General features: G+C 48.7%; 11 protein-coding genes. 8 read left to right on the forward strand and 3 right to left on the reverse strand.

The genetic code is table 11. The features are described from left to right. The first annotated feature begins 24 nt into the window (after nt 1-24). From ACFWUL_RS04890 to ACFWUL_RS04915, 6 genes are all read left to right on the forward strand, one after another. Nucleotides 25-5,724 (forward strand): AAA family ATPase, encoded by a 5,700-nt coding sequence (locus ACFWUL_RS04890; RefSeq protein WP_416177966.1) that lies wholly within the window; start codon nt 25-27, stop codon nt 5,722-5,724. Beyond that, the gene (locus ACFWUL_RS04895) at nt 5,711-6,766 is read left to right on the forward strand and encodes a hypothetical protein (RefSeq protein ID WP_416177967.1); all 1,056 of its coding nucleotides are present in this window, start codon (nt 5,711-5,713) and stop codon (nt 6,764-6,766) included. The genes ACFWUL_RS04890 and ACFWUL_RS04895 overlap by 14 nt, the downstream gene beginning before the upstream one ends. A gap of 601 nt (nt 6,767-7,367) precedes the next feature. Beyond that, nucleotides 7,368-7,964: a transposase gene (locus ACFWUL_RS04900; RefSeq protein WP_416177968.1), complete on the forward strand. Its 597-nt coding sequence runs from the start codon at nt 7,368-7,370 to the stop codon at nt 7,962-7,964. Then, entirely contained in the window at nt 7,913-8,857 is a 945-nt protein-coding gene (locus ACFWUL_RS04905; RefSeq protein WP_416177969.1) for a transposase, read from the forward strand. Before ACFWUL_RS04900 ends, ACFWUL_RS04905 begins: the two co-directional genes overlap by 52 nt. 662 nt (nt 8,858-9,519) lie before the next feature. Beyond that, on the forward strand, nt 9,520-10,416 hold the full coding sequence (locus ACFWUL_RS04910; protein WP_297022265.1) for an ImmA/IrrE family metallo-endopeptidase: 897 nt from the start codon (nt 9,520-9,522) through the stop codon (nt 10,414-10,416). 1,323 nt (nt 10,417-11,739) lie between these two features. Beyond that, nucleotides 11,740-13,029, forward strand: coding sequence for an ATP-binding protein (locus ACFWUL_RS04915; RefSeq protein WP_416177970.1), 1,290 nt, complete (start codon nt 11,740-11,742; stop codon nt 13,027-13,029). A gap of 166 nt (nt 13,030-13,195) precedes the next feature. On the opposite strand, the gene ACFWUL_RS04920 is transcribed toward ACFWUL_RS04915, so the two are convergent. Further along, nucleotides 13,196-13,291 carry a putative holin-like toxin gene (locus ACFWUL_RS04920; protein ID WP_367112464.1) on the reverse strand — a complete coding sequence of 32 codons (96 nt, stop codon included), beginning with the start codon at nt 13,289-13,291 and terminating at the stop codon, nt 13,196-13,198. A gap of 1,633 nt (nt 13,292-14,924) precedes the next feature. On the opposite strand from ACFWUL_RS04920, the gene ACFWUL_RS04925 reads away from it, so the two are divergent. Next, nucleotides 14,925-15,347 carry an Rpn family recombination-promoting nuclease/putative transposase gene (locus ACFWUL_RS04925; protein ID WP_416177971.1) on the forward strand — a complete coding sequence of 141 codons (423 nt, stop codon included), beginning with the start codon at nt 14,925-14,927 and terminating at the stop codon, nt 15,345-15,347. Continuing rightward, a complete protein-coding gene (locus tag ACFWUL_RS04930) occupies nt 15,340-15,786 on the forward strand; it encodes a PD-(D/E)XK nuclease family transposase (RefSeq protein WP_416177972.1) in 447 nt (148 codons plus the stop codon). The genes ACFWUL_RS04925 and ACFWUL_RS04930 overlap by 8 nt, the downstream gene beginning before the upstream one ends. Before the next feature lie 666 nt (nt 15,787-16,452). On the opposite strand, the gene ACFWUL_RS04935 is transcribed toward ACFWUL_RS04930, so the two are convergent. Together ACFWUL_RS04935 and istA are read right to left on the reverse strand one after the other, a co-directional pair. Further along, nucleotides 16,453-17,208 carry an ATP-binding protein gene (locus ACFWUL_RS04935; RefSeq protein WP_273185728.1) on the reverse strand — a complete coding sequence of 252 codons (756 nt, stop codon included), beginning with the start codon at nt 17,206-17,208 and terminating at the stop codon, nt 16,453-16,455. Then, nucleotides 17,205-18,782 carry an IS21 family transposase gene (gene istA / locus ACFWUL_RS04940; protein ID WP_416177973.1) on the reverse strand — a complete coding sequence of 526 codons (1,578 nt, stop codon included), beginning with the start codon at nt 18,780-18,782 and terminating at the stop codon, nt 17,205-17,207. The genes ACFWUL_RS04935 and istA overlap by 4 nt, the downstream gene beginning before the upstream one ends. Nucleotides 18,783-18,909 lie beyond the last annotated feature (127 nt).

The raw sequence follows: 18,909 nt of genomic DNA on the forward strand, positions 1-18,909 counted from the left end.
TTGATTTACAGAGGAGGATCAGGTATGGCGGATGAAATGGGAATGAACGAACCAAACGATGTATTTGCACTATATGACCAGATAAAGAAACTGCGGCAGGAGACAGGAAAATGCTCTAAGCACCTTCTGGATGTGATTGCGGATGAGAAGCTTTTTGATGGGGATTTACTGGACCATCTGGCTGAGACATCTAACGATTTGAAAAATGCCCAGGCCAAGCTCCTCTTTACCCTGGCAGGTATGGGAATGAAACCGCCTGCTTCCATGTCTGAGATCGGGAATTTCCTTGTTTCCTGGAAAAAGGCACAGGAAGAAAAAGCGGAGGCCGCTTCTCTTTCCGATATCCTTAAGGATGTCCTTGCCCTTTCCTATAAGGGGGAAGACCGAAAAATCGCAGAGGAACTGGAAAAAATCAGGAAGGAAGCAGCCGCTATCCTGGGGGATATGGATCATTTCAAGAATCATAAAGACCGTATCCTGGCTATGAAAAAGCTTCTCTCTGCGGCGGCTCCTGAGGGTCCTTCCCTGGACCTTTTCAATGAAATCTGCCGATCTTTCAGCACCACCATCGGTTATGCCCTGATGCAGCATCTGATCCTGCGGAGGGAAAAGGAAAATGCAGGGGAGAAGACAGAAACGGAAAGGGCTGCGGCGGTAGATAAAACACCGAGGGAGACCCATCCAAGTGAGGAAAAGCCTGTCCCTGCAACAGAAAAGCAGAAACAGATTCCCGCTGAGGCAGTGGAAAATGTAAAAAAAGAGGAAGCATCGAAAGCTGAAGATCTTTTGGAGAAAAAGGAACTGCGTCCGAAACTAAAAAAAGCAACGAAATTTATTTCTACTTTTCGGAATATGAAAGGTCTGGGTGTAACAGCCAAGATCCTGCTCAGAGAGCTACAGGTGAAGGCTTTGATTCTTCCGGACTGGTATGTCGGTGATCCGGGAATCGATCCGGCTTCCCCCTTCCGTGCCCTGGTGCCGGAGGCTTTGGAGAGGCTCTATGATTCAGGCTGCATTGCCCGGCTTACGGGGGGCAGCGATGAGGCTTATGTCATCAATCCGGAGCTGTGGCCTGTACTTCACCAGGATTCCGTGAATAAATGGTTTTTCAAAAAAAATAGTAAAGTCAGTCTGAATGAACCTTCTGATTATTACCATTGTTTTAAGGATTTCCAGGTCATGAAAGGGGTGTATTTCGTTCGTGAAAATCTGAGTAAGAGTCATCATATTTATTACGGCAGGGAAGGCATTGGAGATGTGCACGGATTTCTGACGATGGAAGGGAAAGATGAGAAAGGCATCCTGAACCTGCTTTTTATAGATTCAGTCAATAGCAAAAAGTTGACCGATGAAATCATGAAGGAAGTGAAAGCCGGGAAGGCAAAGGGTGGGAACGTAGAACAGGAGAAGTCATCCGGAGAAAAAACGGAACCGCCGCTGGTACTGGTTGTCATGATTTCTTCTGCTGATGAAATCAGCGAATGGACTGACAGGGCCGTGGATATGGGATTCGAACGGTTCTATTTCCTCGAAACCGGGCCGGAAGCCAGACACTATCGGCTGATGGACAGGGAGGGAAAGGAACAGCCATTTCAGGTGCTCTATTTCCTGACGGGTCCATCGGGACCGGATGAGCATGATAAAACCGGACTTCCGGAGGAACATTCTTCCTCAGAAGCCGGGGAAAAGGATGTATCCAAAAATCCGGAGAATCGTCCGTCAGAAAAGAAATCCGAGAATTCTGCAGATCCTGAAATAGAGGAAAAGGAAGAAAAGCCGATACCGCAGGCTGACGTACATGGTGAACAGAGAACGATGGGCAAAGAGGAAAATCGGCCCGTCAATGATACTGTCCTGAAGATGGAGGAACCCCAGAAAACAGATAATAGAACCTCCCATGAAACAAGACAGCAGGAAGACAGAGTCGTCCAAAAATCAGAGCCTGCAACTGTCAAGGCACAGGCTGATGCTGTAACTGCCGGGACGGAAAAGGAGAAGGAGAACAGGGGCATTCCTTTTTCCTCTGCGGTTAGAGTAATTCCTCCTGAAGAAGCGATCGAATTGACTGCCTCCCAGATGAAGGCCCACCATTGGGCGGAGGCCATGCTGCTGATTCACAGCCTGCGGCAGGCTAATGAACGGGAGTGGATTCGGGATCTGGAGGCTGAGCTTTCTTATGCCCTGGTGGACCCTCTGTATAGCCGGATTTCAGAGGGGCGGGATTCCTTCGATTACTGGGACAGCTCCCTGGATGTGCCGGAAGTGGATGCCGGTTCTGCCCGGGATTACCTGAATAGTGCTGCCCTGCTCCGGGCGTTTTACCATCCGGACCGGCGCAATGAAAACTGGCGCTGGCAGTCGGAGAATCGTATCCGCCAGATCAATGATGACCGGGATAACGAGGCACTCCAAAAATTAACAAGTCTGAAAAAAGTACTGAACCTGCTGGCTGCATTTCTCCGAAGAAATGAACGGGGGCTTGGAAATTGCCTGGCAGACACCGATGATTCTATGGACCGTCTCCGGCAGGACCTGGAGGAGTATGGAAAGGAAATCAACGAACAGAATAAAAAGATAGAAAATAATCGGCGCAAAATGCATAACCATCCGAGGCTCCAGAAGACCTACGACGTCATGTTTGGCAAGAACAGTGACTGCCGCCGGTGTTATGATGCTTTTAACCGGAAGGACTATAAGCCGCTGCTTGATTTCTGCAGCCGCTTCATGGATGGTCCCATTTCTGGCTGTCTGGGTATGGAACCGGAGCAGTTTTCCCAGCATATGGATCCCCATAAAATCTCCGACTATATCGATAGCCTGTGGAATGGGGTCCATGTGGACAGACAGAATAACAGCCGCCTTATCGGCATAGGCCGCGAAAAAATTATGAATCTTCTTACCGATACGGTGGAATGCTTTGGAAAATATGCACTGGCCATGGAACGACTGGAGCAGATGGGGGCTTCGGCTCCGGTGGATATGGATATGGTGCGGAAACAGGCGGAGCAGGTGGAAAGTACCTGTACCGATCTCATGGGGGAAATGGAATCTCTTTCTTCGGAAAATCCAATGGAAGAAATCGGCATAGCCGCCCTTCGCTATCTGGTGAAGTCCCTGATTAAGGAAACCCATTCCGCCAATGACGGCCGAGGGGAAGAAACAGCACCGGGATACAAGAAGCAGCGGCCTTTCTATGCGCCTTTCCTTCTGACAACGTTTATTGAACTGGATAGCCATTTCCTGCCTTTCCTCTTTGATTTCAGAATTCCTGCCCTGGATCTCTATGATAGGGTACGGAAACACATAGAGAAGATTACTGCAGAAAATCTGGTCCCTTCATCGGATGAAGCCTGGGAAACAGCGGAAAAACAGGCACTGAGAGAAAGGGATATGGGAAGTGCCCGGCTGATTTCTGTTTTTTCCGGGAAGCCTGCTTTTGAGGGCCTTTCGGAGGAAGAAATCCAGGTCAGTGGGGAAGCTTACCTGAAGGAGCAGCTTTCTGATTTTCGCAGCAGCCTGGAGCTGGCTTACAACTATGGCCAGATTACGGAAAAGAACCGGATGGATTTCTATATGGAAACAGCTAACCGTCTGGCGAAGCATCTGAAGGAAACAGAGAATTACGGTTTTATCGAGCTTTTCAAAAGGGCCTGTATGGATAAGATCCGCCAGGATTCCGCACCCCGCAGGGCCTCCCTGGAAAACCAGTTCCGTACGCTCAGAAAGAAGCTCCTCCAGAATGGGGGGAAAGAAGATGATTTCCCGGTGCTTGGGCAGATTAAGAAATGCCTTTCTGAAAATAATCTCAGTGTGGCAGAAGACTACATGCGCCAGTGCCAGGATGGAAAACGGACAGAAATCAGTCAGATGGTGGTTTCCTATCCGAACGAATTTATGAAGTTCCTGAAACCGAAGAATTACAATCCCCTATACGACATGTGCGCCAAAAATGGAAAGTACATGCTGAATTCCATCTTTGACAATTGGCTTCGCTCGAATAATACCAGCAACAGCCAGCTCAGCAAGAATTCTGCGGGCCGTGAAAAACTTGATTTTGTCAATTCCTGGGTACGGCTCATTTCGAATGGGACTGTTGGCCTTTCGAATCTCATTTATCATCTTGGCTATCCCCAGCCTTTAGATGATATCCAACGGGAAAAAAGAGAAAATAACCGGTTTATCTACCATCTACGGTTTGACAGGTCGGAAAGTTCCGGTGAGTCCCAGACAAACCGCCATCCCATAAAAGCTTTTGGCAGCGGGATCTTTGAACATGGGCTTCGGGTCATTTCCATCAGTGGCCGCCGGACCTGGGAAGAAATCATCAATGAAATCCAGGATTGCGGTATCCAGCCGGAAACGGGAACGATTTGTATTTTTGATGGGGCTATGGCCCTTTCAGAACGGCGGGAACTGGCAAGGGCCATGAAAGTGGATGATAATATGAGAAACATTATCGTCATTGACCGGGTTCTTGCCCTCTATCTCACAGACTATGAACGGTTGAACCGCAGAAATAAGACCATAGAGCTGGCTATGCCCTTTGGAAATGCGCAGCCCTTTATTTCCACCGGATTTATCCCGCCGGAGATGTTTATCGGGCGGACGGCGGAACTGTCCAAAATACGCGATATGAACGGACCTACCCTGGTCTATGGCGGCCGGCAGCTGGGAAAAAGTATCCTCCTGAAACAGGTGAGCCTGCTGGAACACCATCCGGAAAAAGATATGTATGCTTTCTATTTCGATATCAAGGGGAAGGATATGGAGGCGGCCCTGCATGCTATTGCCGGTGAACTCTCCCGTAATGGTCTCATTATGACGGAACCGGAGACCTGGGAGGATTTCGGTGAACAGATGAAGGATCTTCTCACCGGCCGTTTCCAGAAGAAAGTCTCCAAACTTATGCTTCTCATCGATGAGGCGGACCAGTTCCTCCTCTCTGCGGACCGGGAAAAGAATAAGCCCATCGAAGTACTGCGGGATATCCGGAATTACTCGGAGAACCGCTTCAAATTTGTGCTGGCCGGTCTCCATAATGTTATCCGTTTCGATAAAAACCGGCTCGGCAGTAATACGGTGTATGGCCAGTTGGAACATATCAATATCAAACCATTCAGTTTTTCCGATGCCTGCGAGCTGCTCCTGAAGCCGCTGAGCTACATGGGATTTGAAATTCCCTCCATGGAAATCATCAGTACCATACTTTCGAAAACGAACTATTTCCCAGGGCTTATCCAGTTCTATGGCAAGAAGCTTGTAGAATCGGTGAAGGAAAGCTATCGGAAGAAGGATTTTAATACGGCCAACAATCCGCCCTATGTGTTGGACGAAAAATATCTGAAAACCCTGTTGGAGGATAAAGATTTTCTGGAGGATATAGAGAAGAAATTCCAGATTACCCTCCGGGTTGATGAGGGGGATGATGACTATTACTATCTTATTGCCCTGGCCATGGCGGATTGCTATGCCCTTGAGGATGGGCAGCCAAAGCAAAATTACAAGCCCGATGATATCCGGAATGTAGCTGTGGTTTATGGTATTTCCCGGCTTACAAATCTTTCCCTGGAAAATCTGGAAGCCCTGATGGACGAGATGGAGGAACTGAATATTTTCCGAAAAGATGAGGAAGGGGGATATCTTTTCAATCGCTACAGTTTCTACAGTATGATGGGTGGCACGGAGAAGATTGAGAGGGAGTTGGAGAATTATGCAGATGAATAAATGGGATACAGAGGAAGGGGAGACCTGGTGGCGTAAGGTTTCCGGCCCGAAGGAATATCTGAAGCAGGTGGAAAGTCTTATCCGTAACGGGAAATGTGTCCTTTTGCAGATGGAAGATGTGGATACCACATTTTTCCAGATCCTCAGGGACCGCCTTCTTCGATCGGACAGTTCCCTCACCTTTACGGTGATGGACACAGCAGGCTGCGCTTCTTCCACCGATTTCCTGGCTGCCCTTGTCCGGGAACTGGGGCCTCGATGCACCCCGGGGTTCCTGGATCCCTACGGCGATATCATTAAGAGCGGCATCCTTGCTCACCGTATTCTCCAGGTTACCATCCCGGAGGGCTTTCCGGAATGGATAAAAAAAGTGATAGATGGATTCAGCAAGGTTTCAGAAGCAGGGAATGGGTCCATGATTTTCCTCTCATCCAATCCTCCGGATACTGATATCTGTAAAACCGTGAGGCTTGAAGAATTCGTCTCTTCCTACGACATCCAGTTTTTTGCACTCCATTGCCTGGGACCCTTCGAAACGGAGGACTCCAAAGGCGCTTACATTGCCCAACTCGTTTCCAACCTTGTGGGCCTGGACAGCCGACTGGCTGCCCGCCTTGCAGGATACAGCCTTTATGCGGACCCCGTTTCCTGCTATAAAGGAAAAGAGGAATCGGGAAAGCTCCTTTCCGATGACAGGATACAGGAAGCCATCTGGGAGGCCCAGATACGGTTCGTACTCCCTATTACCGAGAAATTTCGCCGTTACATCATAAAAAAATATGAGGATACCATTGTCCGATGCCTTCCTGCTGATGACGATTTTGGCAATCGTCTCGAAGTGCCGCAGGACATGGAGCTCCGCCATCTCCAGCACTTTCTCCGTGGCGAGGGAATCAGTCCATTCAGTGGGAAAGACGATGACCTCTTTAAAGTTGCATATAATGTAAGGAATGACCTTTCCCATTTGGGTATCCTGTCATCGGATATCCTGGACCGACTCTTTTCCATGGAAAGAATGCTGGATCACAAGAACGGCGGTTGAACGGGTGGGCTTTTAGTTGCCCGTTGTCAGCGGTCAGATGGAAAGGTTTTGGGACTGGTGAAATCGAGAGGAATCATGCCTTTGGCCCAGTGGAGCGAGTCTCTGTGGGCTGAATCAATCATTTTTCATCATTAACCCCAGCCCCGTGGGAAAATAGATCTAGTGGCCAGGTCCAGATCCAGGTGGACAGGCCCTCCGGGCCGGGTGATGAATGGCTGAGCGGTGTCTGAACGGATGGGGGCTTCCAGCTGCTAGCGGTTAGCTTCCAAAAAAGCCGGTCAGCCTGCGGCGCTTGTGTGGATGAGGGGCGTGTGAACGGGCGGGGCCTTGAGCATTCAGCCTTGAGCCTTGAGCTGGACAGCCTGCGGCGCTTCGTTCAGTTCCCATCAGCTAACCCCAGCCCGGTGAGCAGCCCCTTCCCGGGGAGAGGCCGCTGAAAAAGTCCAAATGAACGTTCCTTTTTGATCTTTCCAATAACATATGAAGGCAGCAGTTGATGTAATTGAGAATTGAAATATTCAGTAATTGTCGAACAAAAAGTGTATTTATGGTATAATATAAGCATAATTATTCTCAGTAAGATCCATCAGAGGTAATGCTTATGTTATACAAATACAGACCGACCCAGCTCTCCTACTACGAAGGAATTTACGATGCTGTTGTGCCCCAAGATCACCCCCTTCGGCAGATTTTGGAACTCTGCGACTTTTCTAAAATTTATGACGAGCTTGAAAGCAAGTACTGCTTAGATAACGGCGCTGGCGCTATTTCTCCTGTACTTCTTTTCAAATACCTGATTCTGAAGGCCATGTATCGCCTTTCTGATGCCGATGTTGTCGAAAGAAGCAAGTATGACATGTCTTTCAAAATGTTCCTTGGATATCGTCCGGAAGATGAAGTGATTCACCCATCCACGCTATCCAAGTTCAGGACACAGCGCTTAAAGGATATTAATATTCTCGACCTGCTCCTGAATGAGTCTGTCAATATAGCTAAAGCTAAAGGGGTTATGAAGGAGGAAGTCGATGTTATTATTGATTCCATGCATATCAGTGCTAAATATAACCAAAGAACTCCGGAAATGATTCTCTCCGACCTTGCCAGAAATGTTCGTCGAAGCGTCTACGACAGTGGTAATGCGGAAAAATGGAAAAACGCTTCCCGGCCAAGGCAGATAAGAAAGGACTGGATGCACTAATCCAATATTGCCACCAATTAATTGACATAATTAAAGATGACGAGTCTTTAAAATATCAAGCCAAAGTACATGAAAACCTGAATCTGCTGATAGAAGTTCTGGCTGAAGCTGAACAGCCTGAAACTGCAGAGCATACATACTTGACCCCAATGGACCCCGATGCAAGCATTGGATACAAATCTGCGTATAACCCGTTTTTTGGATACAAAGACCATTATCTTTTGACCCCTGATAGACTTATTGTTGCAGCTATTTTTACCGCAGGTCATGTTAATGATGGCGGCCAACTGCCAGCGCTTATTCAAAAAGCCCAAAATAATGGATTGAAGATACACTCCGTCATCGGAGATATGGCTTATGCCAGCAAACAAAATCTTGAACTTATGGATGCTGAAGGCATCAAACTGGTTGGCAAACTGAACCCTGTTATTTCTGCAGCTATGGTGAACCAGGAACGTGATGGATTCACCTACAACAAGGATGCAGAACGGTTTATCTGCCCAAACGGCCGAATGTCTGAAAAGGGAACCGAACGTGCGTCCAGAAATAACGACAGCCGCAGACGTTCTTACCGTTTTGACGCTTCAGGATGTGTGGGATGTCCACTCGATGGGAAATGCCATAAACCCGGAACGAAATCTCGTGTATATACCGTTGTGATTCCTTCCGAGCTGAATCAAAAACAACAAGCATTCCAAGAGTCAGATGAGTTTAAAGAACTGATGAACCATCGGTACAAGATTGAAGCAAAAAATAGTGAACTTAAATACCGGTATGGATTGAACAAAGCGGAATCCACCCGTCTTATTGCCATGTCGTTGCAAGGAGCTACAGCCATGTTTGTAGCGAATATGAAAAGAATAATGACTCTCATAGCCCAAAAAGAAAAGTGAAAAAAAGGGGGGGGAATCCCCTTTTTTCTTTTTTTATCCCATATTTTGGGGTAACACTTGTCCGAAAATGTTGTCACATTGCTAATCAGTTGGTTCCCACATTATTTTTGAGGGGGGTTCTTCAGCGGCCTCTCCCGGGGAAGGGGCCTCGTGCTGAGGCAATTTCACGTTATTGGTTCAGAGTCGTTAGGAATCCATCTGCGACGAAGCCGCTGTTACCCTCGATCTCAGTCTCGATCTCGGTCTCACTTGACGGAGGTTAGCCGTTGAAAGCGCCGCAGGCTGATTTATGTGGCGAAGCCACTAATGGTCAGTCTCCCTTTTTCAAAGGGAGATGTCTGCGGAGCAGACAGAGGGATTCTGATGGGTGTACTCACTATCGATGTAAACGTCCTGTGCGTAAAACCCATTACCATCTCTCAGCCCGGTGTGCAGCTCTCTTCTGGGAAGAGAGCCTTGGGCAGAGGCAATTGCGCGGTTTGGGGGCAGAGTCTTCAGGAACCCTACGGCGGCGTAGCCGCTGTTGTACCAGCTACTAGCCACCAGCTGCCAGCTACTTCTTTGCGTGGAAAAATTTGGCATCGATGTCAGAATCTGACAGGGGACTGAGTATACTGAAATAAGGAAGTACAGTATTTGTAGTCATACAGGAGGTGGTCCCCATGGGTGAGGAGCGGGCTAAGAGGATACAGGAGATCGACAGGCTTTATGCGGAGGTCCGGGAGTATCGGAGTAAGGAGAATTTCGTAGGTCTTGTAAATTTTGTGAAGCGGTTTCCCTATATCGGGCCCTATAATGCCATGCTGGTGTATATCCAGAAGCCGGGGAGCCGGTTCGTGGCGACACCGGAACAGTGGCGCAGATTCGGACGGCAGCCGAAAAGAGGAGCCCGGCCGCTGGTGATCCTGCGGATGTTTGGGCCCGTGGGTTTTGTGTATGAGCTGGAGGATACAGAGGAAATCCCGGGAATGGAGGGAGACCTTTTCCCGGAAAGACTGCTGCATCCTTTCCAGGCACAGGGAAATGGGGCGTTCTATTTTCCTATCCTTAAGGACAACCTGAGGCGGGAGGGCATCGGGTACCGGGAAGAGAACTATGGCGCCTCCCAGGCCGGCGCCCTTCACCGGAATGATGATGGCGGGACCTTTGAATTCCTGCCCAAAACGCCAAAGGGGAAGGCCAAAGAGGTGCCACATGACTTTGACATGGTGGTTAACCGGAATCATGATGAAGCGACAAAATGCGCCACTATCTTTCACGAATTGGGTCATTATTTTGCAGGCCACCTGGGCGGATATCCGGATAATAAACATGTGGCGGACCGCCGGTCTGATTACCTGACACAGGGGCAGGAGGAATTCGAGGCGGAGACCATCTGCTACCTGGTGTGCGAGAGACTGGGAATCAAAAATCCTTCGGCCCAATACCTCCATGGATACCTGGACAGGAATGCTATGATCCCCGATGGGATCAGCATTGACACCATCCTGAAGGCTGCCGGTAAAATCGAAAGAATGCTGAAGTCGGGATATCCGCTGAGGGAAAAAAGAGAGAATTGAGAGTTGGGAGAAGAGAATTGAGGCCCCAGGGCAGATGGGTAAATCTAGTGGCCAGGCGAATCAGTAGCTAGTGGCTAGTAGCTGGTGGCTAGGCGATCAGGCCCTTTGGGCCGGGTGACGGATGGCTGAGCGGCGTCTGAACGTATGGGTGCTTCTAGCTGCTAGCTGTTAGCTGGTGGAAGCGCCGCAGGCTGATTCTTAGCTGCGCCAGCAGCTATTGGGTAGTCTCCCTTTTTCAAAGGCAGCAGTCCTGCAGAGGACTGCTGAGCCAGGCCCAAGTTGGTGCCTTTACTGCACACTAAGGCGCCTTCCTTTTGTGGCCTGGCCGGAGGATGTCTGCGAAGCAGACAGAGGGATTCTGTTGGGTGTACTCACTATCGATGTAAACGGCCTGTACGTAAAACCCATTACCATCTCTCAGCCCGGTGGGCAGCTCTCTTCTGGGAAGAGAGCCTACTGTAGAGTCAATTGCATGTTTTAGGGACAGAGTCATCAGGTTCCATCTGCGGCTTTGCCGCGGGGTCTCGATTCTTCTTGAAACCCCGTCATAGTCATTTACCAGGGAGATCTCTCGACTCATCGTAGCTGTAGCGATTTTTGACATCACTGTCACTACTCCGCTTACCACCGCTCGAGATGACGGGGTATCGGTAGTGTCAATTGGAATGGCAACGTAGTTGCTAATGTACTCGATCTCGGTCTCGACCTCGATCTCACTTAGACAGAGGGATTCTGTTGGGTGTACTCAGTATCGATGTAAACGGCCTGTGCGTAGAACCCATCACCATCTCTCAGCCCGGTGGGCAGCTCTCTTCTGGGAAGAGAGCCTGCTGCAGAGGCAATCGTATGTTTTAGGGACAGAGTCATCAGGTCCCAGCTGCGGTTTTGCCGCGGGGTCTCAATTCTTCTTGCAACCCCGTCATAGTCATTTACCAGGGAGATCTCTCGACTCTTCGTAGCTGTAGCGATTCTTACGGATAGAGTCATTCAGCATGCTACCACCGCTCGAGATGACGGGGTATGGGTAGTGTCAATTGGAATGGCAACGTAGTTGCTAATTTACTCGATCTCGATCTCGGCCTCGATCTTATTATATTGATATGTATTGAAATATCATTACATTATTACTATTTGGCTTAGTTGGTAAATGTTGAATGTCAAATGATAAATGAAGGATGCGGCGCTGAATATAGGAAGCACCGCATTTTTGTGAATATTCCACGCCCGTTGGTTGCATAAAATGTGTAAAATTAGACTCGAAAGCTGTATAATATGTGTAAATAGATTTTATTTTCCTGCTTTTTATGTGTAAGGGGTGGAGCTATGAAGAGAAGTACCATGAAGGCGATGATCGCGTGGAAGGAGAGTCCGGACCGGAAACCGCTGGTGCTCCGTGGAGCCAGGCAGACGGGGAAAACGTGGCTGATGAAGGAGTTCGGGAAGGAGCAGTACGAAAATACTGCCTATTTTAACTTTGATGAAGAAGAGGAACTGAAGTCTCTTTTCCAAACTACGAAAAATCCGCAGCGGCTTTTAGATCTGCTGGCTCTTCTTCATGGGACGGCTATTAAACCGGGAAAGACGCTCATTATTTTTGATGAAATCCAGGAGTGTCCCGAGGCGCTGAATGCTCTCAAATATTTCCGCGAACAGGCAGGGGCGTATCATGTCGTGGCGGCAGGGAGCCTTCTTGGGACATATCTTTCCCAGTATTCTTATCCGGTAGGCCAGGTAGACCTGCTGGAACTGTATCCTCTGACTTTTGCTGAGTTTCTTGAAGCTTCAGATGAAAATCTATACGATATTTACCGCAGGGTTTCCAAGGGCAGCGTGATACCGGATCTTTTCCACACCCGTTTTCTGGAGGCTTACCGTACTTATTTGATTATCGGTGGCATGCCGGAGTGTGTGAAATCCTGGGTTTCCTATAAGGATGCCGGCAGAGTGGCGCACATCCAGCAGGATATCCTGACCTTGTATGAAAATGATTTTACAAAGCATAATAGTAAAATTGACGCGGGGCGTATCCTGCTTGTGTACCGCAGCCTCATCCCGCAGCTTTCAAAGGAAAATAAGAAATTTTCGTACAGCCTGGTGAAGAAAGGTGCCCGGGCCAGGGAGTACGAAGAGGCGGTCGAATGGCTGGTTTCGGCAGGTATCCTGCACCGGATCCATAATGTTTCGATGCCTGGGTATCCACTCAAATCTTATGAAATCGCTAATCATTTCAAACTGTATTTTCTGGATACCGGCCTTCTCAAGGCGATGGGCCAGGTCGAAAATGAAGCGATTCTTTTTGATAAGGATTTTGCTTTTAAAGGGGCCATGGCAGAAAATTTTGTGCTTCAACAGTTTCTGGGGACACTGCCCGCTCTTCCGCACTATTTTTCACCGGATCCCCGCATGGAAATTGATTTTCTCCTCCAGTACAAGACAGAAATCATTCCGGTGGAGGTCAAGGCAGGCAGCATGAGACAAGCCGCAAGTTTTCGGAAATATATAGAAAAATACCATCCCGTGGAAGCGGTGCGCTATTCTATACGAAACTACAAAACAGACGGCGCATTTACGAATATTCCTCTCTACCTTGCCGGACGGACCGATCTGCTGTGAAATAGTAATCAGCGCTTCCTTAATATTTCTGTTTTGACATTTTATGGTATAATCTAAATAGAAGGAGACAGCCGATAGTATTCCGTTGGCGCACGGAACGGCTCCCTCGCAAAATATAAGTTTGAAGAAAGCCTTCCTAAGCCATTGGGATGGCTTTTTTCATGCTTTACTTGTGGTTAGACATGATGAATGCTACCAGCATACCGAAAGCAATCATGACAGATAATGCTTCGTAAACGCTCATAGGTTCACCTCCCCACATGAATTGCGAAGAGGAAAAAGCCTTATATCGACTGTCTCTATATGATCATATTATATTTCAAACGTATGTTCAACAACCGGATGGGAACATATGCGTTTGAACGGGTGGGGATTTGAGCCTTTAGCCGGATGTCAGACAGGATCAGTGGCTAGTGGCTGGCAGCTGGTGGCCAGGTGGTCAGGCCCTCCGGGCCGGTTGATGGATGGCTGAGCGGCGTCTGAACGGATGGGGGCTTCTAGCTGCTAGCTTCTAGCAACCAGGAAAGCTGATCCGCCTGCGGCGCTTGTGTGGATGAGGGGCGTGTGAACGGGCGGGGCCTTGAGCATTCAGCCTTGAGCCTTGAGGTGGACAGCCTGCGGCGCTTCCGCCAGTTCCCATCAGCTAACCCCACCCCGTTGGGGAGCCCCTTCCCCGAGGAAGGGGCCTCGTGCTGAGGCATTTGCACGTTATTGGTTCAGAGTCGTTAGGAATCCATCCGCGGCGAAGCCGCTGTTAACCTCAATCTCGATCTCGGTCTCACTTGACGGAGGTTAGCCGTTGGGTGCGCCGCAGGCGAATGACTCGCTTCCCCCTTCGGGGGAAGTCCCGCGAAGCGGGGATAGGGGTGCATTTGCGGCGCCAGCCGCTGTACTTTAACTCTCAACTCTGTCTTTGTAATACCGTCATAGTCAATCACCAGGGAGATTTCTCGACTCATCGTAGCTTTAGCGATTTTTAAAGGTAGAGTCACCTGGCATGCTAACACCGCTCGAAATGACGAGTTAAGGGCAGTGTCAGATGGTGCGGCGAAGCCGCTAATGAATAGCCTCCTTCCTTGGGAAGGAGGTGGCTGCGAAGCAGACGGAGGTTAGCTGATGGGTGCGCTGCAGGCTGATTTATGTGGCGGAGCCGCTGATGGATAGTCCCCCTTTTTCAAAGGGGGATGTCTGCGAAGCAGACAGAGGGATTCTGATGGGTATGCGGCGAAGCCGAGGGGCCTCAATTCTCTTCGTCAAATCTCAATTCTTCTTGAAACCCCGTCATAGTCATTTACCAGGGAGATTTCTCGACTCATCGTAGCTTTAGCGATTTTTAAAGGTAGAGTCACCTGGCATGCTAACACCGCTCGAAATGACGAGTTAAGGGCAGTGTCAGATGGTGCGGCGAAGCCGCTAATGGATAGCCTCCTTCCTCGGGAAGGAGGTGGCGCCGAAGGCGACGGAGGTTAGCTGATGGAGCGCCGCAGGCTGATTTTATGCGGCGCCAGCCGCGAATGGTTAGTCCCCCTTTCCCAAAGGGGGATGTCACGGAGTGACAGAGGGATTCTGATAGAAATGCGGCAAAGCTACAATCAGGCATCATAAGGCGGCGCTATATGAATTGTGCGCCGCCACCGTTACCTTAGTCACTTCAGCCACCTTAGCCACCCCTCGCCGCAGGCGACTGAGCAACCGGTGAGACACTATCCGGCGCAGTCGGTGCGTATTTGCGGCGAAGCCGCTGGGCTTCAATTCTTGATTCGTCTCCATTCAGCTTTGGCTCTGTATCTCTGGAAATATGGTGAAAATATTTTGCATCAGGACCTGCTTATCGTTTCTTGCCACGCCCCTTTTTTTGATTTACAATAAAAATGGGTGAGGAGGTGGATTTTTCTATGGTTAAAGATCTGATGTTTCCCGGACTCGATGAGTTTAATTATAATCCCATGAATGATGCTATTTTTAAATTTATTTTTGGGAAAGAGGAGAGGAAACAAATTACCATTGATTTTCTTAATGCTGTGTTGGAAAAGAGTTTGGGACATCCTATCCAGGATTTGATATTTTCCGGTACAGAAATGAATCCGGAAAATGCAATGGATAAATTGACAAGACTGGATGTAGCTTGCATTCTTGATTCCGGTGAGCAGGTCATCAATGAAAGAAATATGGAGCGGCGTACGCTGTTCTATTGGGCTCAAATGTATCTCATGTCTCTTCCGGCAGGGAAAACCTATGACCAGTTGAAACCGGCAATTACTGTAAATCTTTTGGATTTTATTTTTTTTTCCACAGAAAAATCCCCATGCCATGTATAGTATTTATAATAAAGAAAATGGGGATAGGCTTACCAGGGATTTGGAGATACATTTTCTCGAGGTTCCCAAATATGCGAGAAGACCGGACCAGCCCATATCAGGAATGACTAAAATGGAACGGTGGCTGGCATATTTTGCAAATCAGTTGGATAAAAAGGGGAAGGAGGAACTGGCTATGAGTGATCCGGAAATCCGGAAGGCTATGGAGGCAGCGAGAATTTTTTTGAATAATACCGAAGAACGAAGACTGTATATTAACCGTGAAATGGCTCGTATGGACCGTCAGTCCCAATTGGAGAATGCTAAAGCAGAAGGAGAAAATCGGATGGGGCGGCTGATGATGAGACTGGTGTCAGAAGGAAAAATGGATCAGTTGGAAAAAGCAGCATCTGATAGGGATTTGCGAGAGAGATTATATAAAAAGTACAATATTGAATGATTGTAGAAGCAGTATCTTTAAAAAAGAAGGTACTGCTTCTTATTTTAATTTTGAGAAGATGTCTGAAAAGCAGACAGAGGGATTCTGATGGGTTTGGTCGATAAAGTTGGCTATAACAAGTAGCTGGCAGTTCGGCTCTTAGACGATAGAAGATAGATGGAAGAAGATAGATGCTGTCTGGCCCTCCAGGCCGAGCCCATTAGACCCCATTACCATCTCTCAGCCCGGTGGGCAGCTCTCTTCTGGGAAGAGAGCCTGCTGTAGAGGCAATCATATGTTTTAGGGACAGAGTCATCAGGTCCCATCTGCGGCGCCAGCCGCTGGACCTCAACTCTCAACTCTCAAATCTCAAATCTATCTTTGAAAACCCCGTCATAGTCATCTACCAGAAAGATTTCTCGACTCATCGCAGCTGTAGCGATTTTAAGGACAGATTCACTTATCATGCTCACACCGCTCGAAATGACGATTGATAGGCAGAGTCACTAAGGAAAGTGACCGTATCCGTGAATGGAGAGAGATGGAATCGGCCCGAAGGGCCTGATTGAATATTCCGCAACAGGTGTACCGCCTATCCGAAAAAGCGGTACCGCCTTTCCGCGGAAAGTGTACCGCTTATCCGCCAAGGTGTACCGCTTATTCTTTAGGTTATGATGTTAAAATAATTTAGTCATTTTTCGCATCGGTGCTATTCAAATATTCTCTCATATTCATTGATCCGCAATTGATGTGGTAGGCATTGTGAATGATCCTGTCCATAATCGCATCGGCCAGAACCCCATCACCGAGGCGCGGATACCATTCTGAGCTTTTGTACTGGGAACAGAAAATAGTAGAATGGGCATCGTACCTGTTTTCCAAGATTTCAAGAAGATACTGCTGCTCCACTTCCGTCGGCATCTCGAGAAGCCATTCGTCGATGATGAGGAGATCGTAGCCGGAGAACTTCTTTACAATGCTGGCCACGCTCCGTCCGACTTCGGTTCCATAATTGAACTGTTCCATAAGCTCCGGCATGCGGAAATACTTGACCCTGTACAGATGGCGGCAGGCCTCTTTCCCTAAAGCACAGGCGAGGTGGGTCTTTCCTACTCCGGTAAATCCGTTGATGATCAGGTTCTTATGGCGCTCAATGTAACCGCAGCTGGCATAGCCAAGGATTTCTTCACGGCTGAATCCTCTTCCCTGCAGGATAAGGGTGTGAACATCGGCATCAGGATAGCGGAACTTAGCAATATGCGTAAGCCTCCGGATGCGATCATCCAATTTTACTGAATAGCATTCATCGATGGCCAGTGTCAGCCTCGAATCGAAGTCCAAAGGGGCATAAGATTCCAGATCACTCTGCTGGTTCTGCAGGGCTTCTACCAGAGGTTCCATTTTCATGTTGCGGAGTTTCCGCTGTGTTTCTTCATTGATCATTTTGTCTTTCCTCCATAATAGTCTGCGCCGCGGATGTAAGCGCCTTTTTCGGAAATACTGTGTTTTCCGGTATTTTCATAACGGGCGGAATGTACGCCGTCCAGGATTTTGTCTTGATTGTTCCCTAATACAGCTTTAAGATAGTTGTAGCGGGGCGATGTTGTGTGGGCTAAAGCATACTGGCAGGCATTCTCGAAGCGGTCCTTCGGATATTTCTGACTGAGATGCAGAACGGCCAATGCAGCATTATAGCCCTGCTCTTTTATGGTTACACTGTCAAAAATCCTCCTGATGACTTCCGACGTACAAGGTCCGATCTTCTCTGCCCAGGCACAGATGCGGCCCTTGTCCATTTCCGGCTGGTTGAATGCATCCGGCATATCTCCCGGGCGTGTGGAATAGTGGTTGGTCATGTAGTCAGGAAATCTGATATGGGAGGCAATACGCCGGTTTCCGCAGTAGATTTCCACAAGTTTGTCGGTGTAACGGATGTCCACGGACTGCCCGCGGTATACGTAGGGAACGGAGTACCAGTTTTTCTTAAAGGAAACGTGGAAATTGGGATATACTTTCCTTCCCAGAATAACCGAGGCGATTTCATAAGGAGCTCGTGGAAGAGCCCGGAGATATTTCTTCTCGTCCAGCCATACTTCATAGCGGCTTCCCTGCCTTTTCTGGAAGGGCTGCCGGTTGTACTTATCTGTAGCAGTTACTACATCCTTCTGCAGCTCGCCAAGAGTGAAGTAAACCTTGTTGCGAAGACGGGCGATGATAGCGGTGGCAATATTTCCAACCGTATTCTCCACGGATGCTTTCTGCTTGGGCTTCCGCACACCGGCAGGCATAATAGCAGTTGAATAATGAAGCCCAAGTGCCTCATAGGCGTCGGTGAGAACCACTTCACCCTCTTTGGGATGCTTCACAACGCCGGTTTTGAGATTGTCACAGACTGTCCGCACAGGAACGCCGCCAAATGCCTCGTACATGTGAACATGGCACCGGAGCCATGTATCCATCTTCATATCCAGCGTGGCCTCCACGTAGGCATACCTGCTGTATGTGAGGCAGGAAACAAAGAGATGCACGGAAATGGTCGCGCCGGTGTCACGGTCGATGATCTGCATGGTCGGCCCGCTCCAATCGACCTCGCACTGGGCTCCGGGCTTATGCTCCAGATGATTGGTCAGGTCATGGGTTGTGCAGTACCGGCCGTAATCCTCACAGAACTTGGTATGCCCTACAGCAATGTTTCCATTCTGGTGACACCTGTCACGATACTCCGTCCAGAGCAATGAAAGAGTCACACCCGGCTTCTTGAGCTCTTCATGGATGGATTCGTAATCCGGCAGCTCGTACATGTCTGAACCTTCCGGCCGGTCAGGGAAGAAGAGCTTTTGCAGTGCTGCATCATCCAGCTTGCGGATGCCCGCATAAGTGATGCCCTTCTTCCGCGCCGTTCGCAGTACGGTAGTAATCGTACTCCTCGACATGTGACGGGAGCGGGCAATCTCATCTTGAGACATTCCGCGGTCATGGAGCTCCAGGATGAGCCGGATCCTGGCAAAATTGGCCATATTAAAAGGCCTCCTTTCATAGAACAAAGGGAAATACTATGTCCCTGTTTTCATTCTATGGCAGGAAGCCTAATATTAATATATTTATTAAAAGAATTTAGAAGTATTTTAGCTGGTATGTACACCA

It is taken from the genome of Dialister sp. (assembly GCF_047832375.1).
GTDB lineage: Bacteria > Bacillota > Negativicutes > Veillonellales > Dialisteraceae > Dialister.

Coding starts and splice junctions, on each gene's coding strand:
- ACFWUL_RS04935 (WP_273185728.1), bottom strand. CDS start 17,208: ATGATCAATGAAGAAACACAGCGGAAACTCCGCAACATGAAAATGGAA.
- ACFWUL_RS04895 (WP_416177967.1), top strand. CDS start 5,711: ATGCAGATGAATAAATGGGATACAGAGGAAGGGGAGACCTGGTGGCGT.
- ACFWUL_RS04890 (WP_416177966.1), top strand. CDS start 25: ATGGCGGATGAAATGGGAATGAACGAACCAAACGATGTATTTGCACTA.
- istA (WP_416177973.1), bottom strand. CDS start 18,782: ATGGCCAATTTTGCCAGGATCCGGCTCATCCTGGAGCTCCATGACCGC.
- ACFWUL_RS04900 (WP_416177968.1), top strand. CDS start 7,368: ATGTTATACAAATACAGACCGACCCAGCTCTCCTACTACGAAGGAATT.
- ACFWUL_RS04920 (WP_367112464.1), bottom strand. CDS start 13,291: ATGTGGGGAGGTGAACCTATGAGCGTTTACGAAGCATTATCTGTCATG.
- ACFWUL_RS04910 (WP_297022265.1), top strand. CDS start 9,520: ATGGGTGAGGAGCGGGCTAAGAGGATACAGGAGATCGACAGGCTTTAT.
- ACFWUL_RS04905 (WP_416177969.1), top strand. CDS start 7,913: ATGGAAAAACGCTTCCCGGCCAAGGCAGATAAGAAAGGACTGGATGCA.
- ACFWUL_RS04930 (WP_416177972.1), top strand. CDS start 15,340: ATGTATAGTATTTATAATAAAGAAAATGGGGATAGGCTTACCAGGGAT.
- ACFWUL_RS04925 (WP_416177971.1), top strand. CDS start 14,925: ATGGTTAAAGATCTGATGTTTCCCGGACTCGATGAGTTTAATTATAAT.
- ACFWUL_RS04915 (WP_416177970.1), top strand. CDS start 11,740: ATGAAGAGAAGTACCATGAAGGCGATGATCGCGTGGAAGGAGAGTCCG.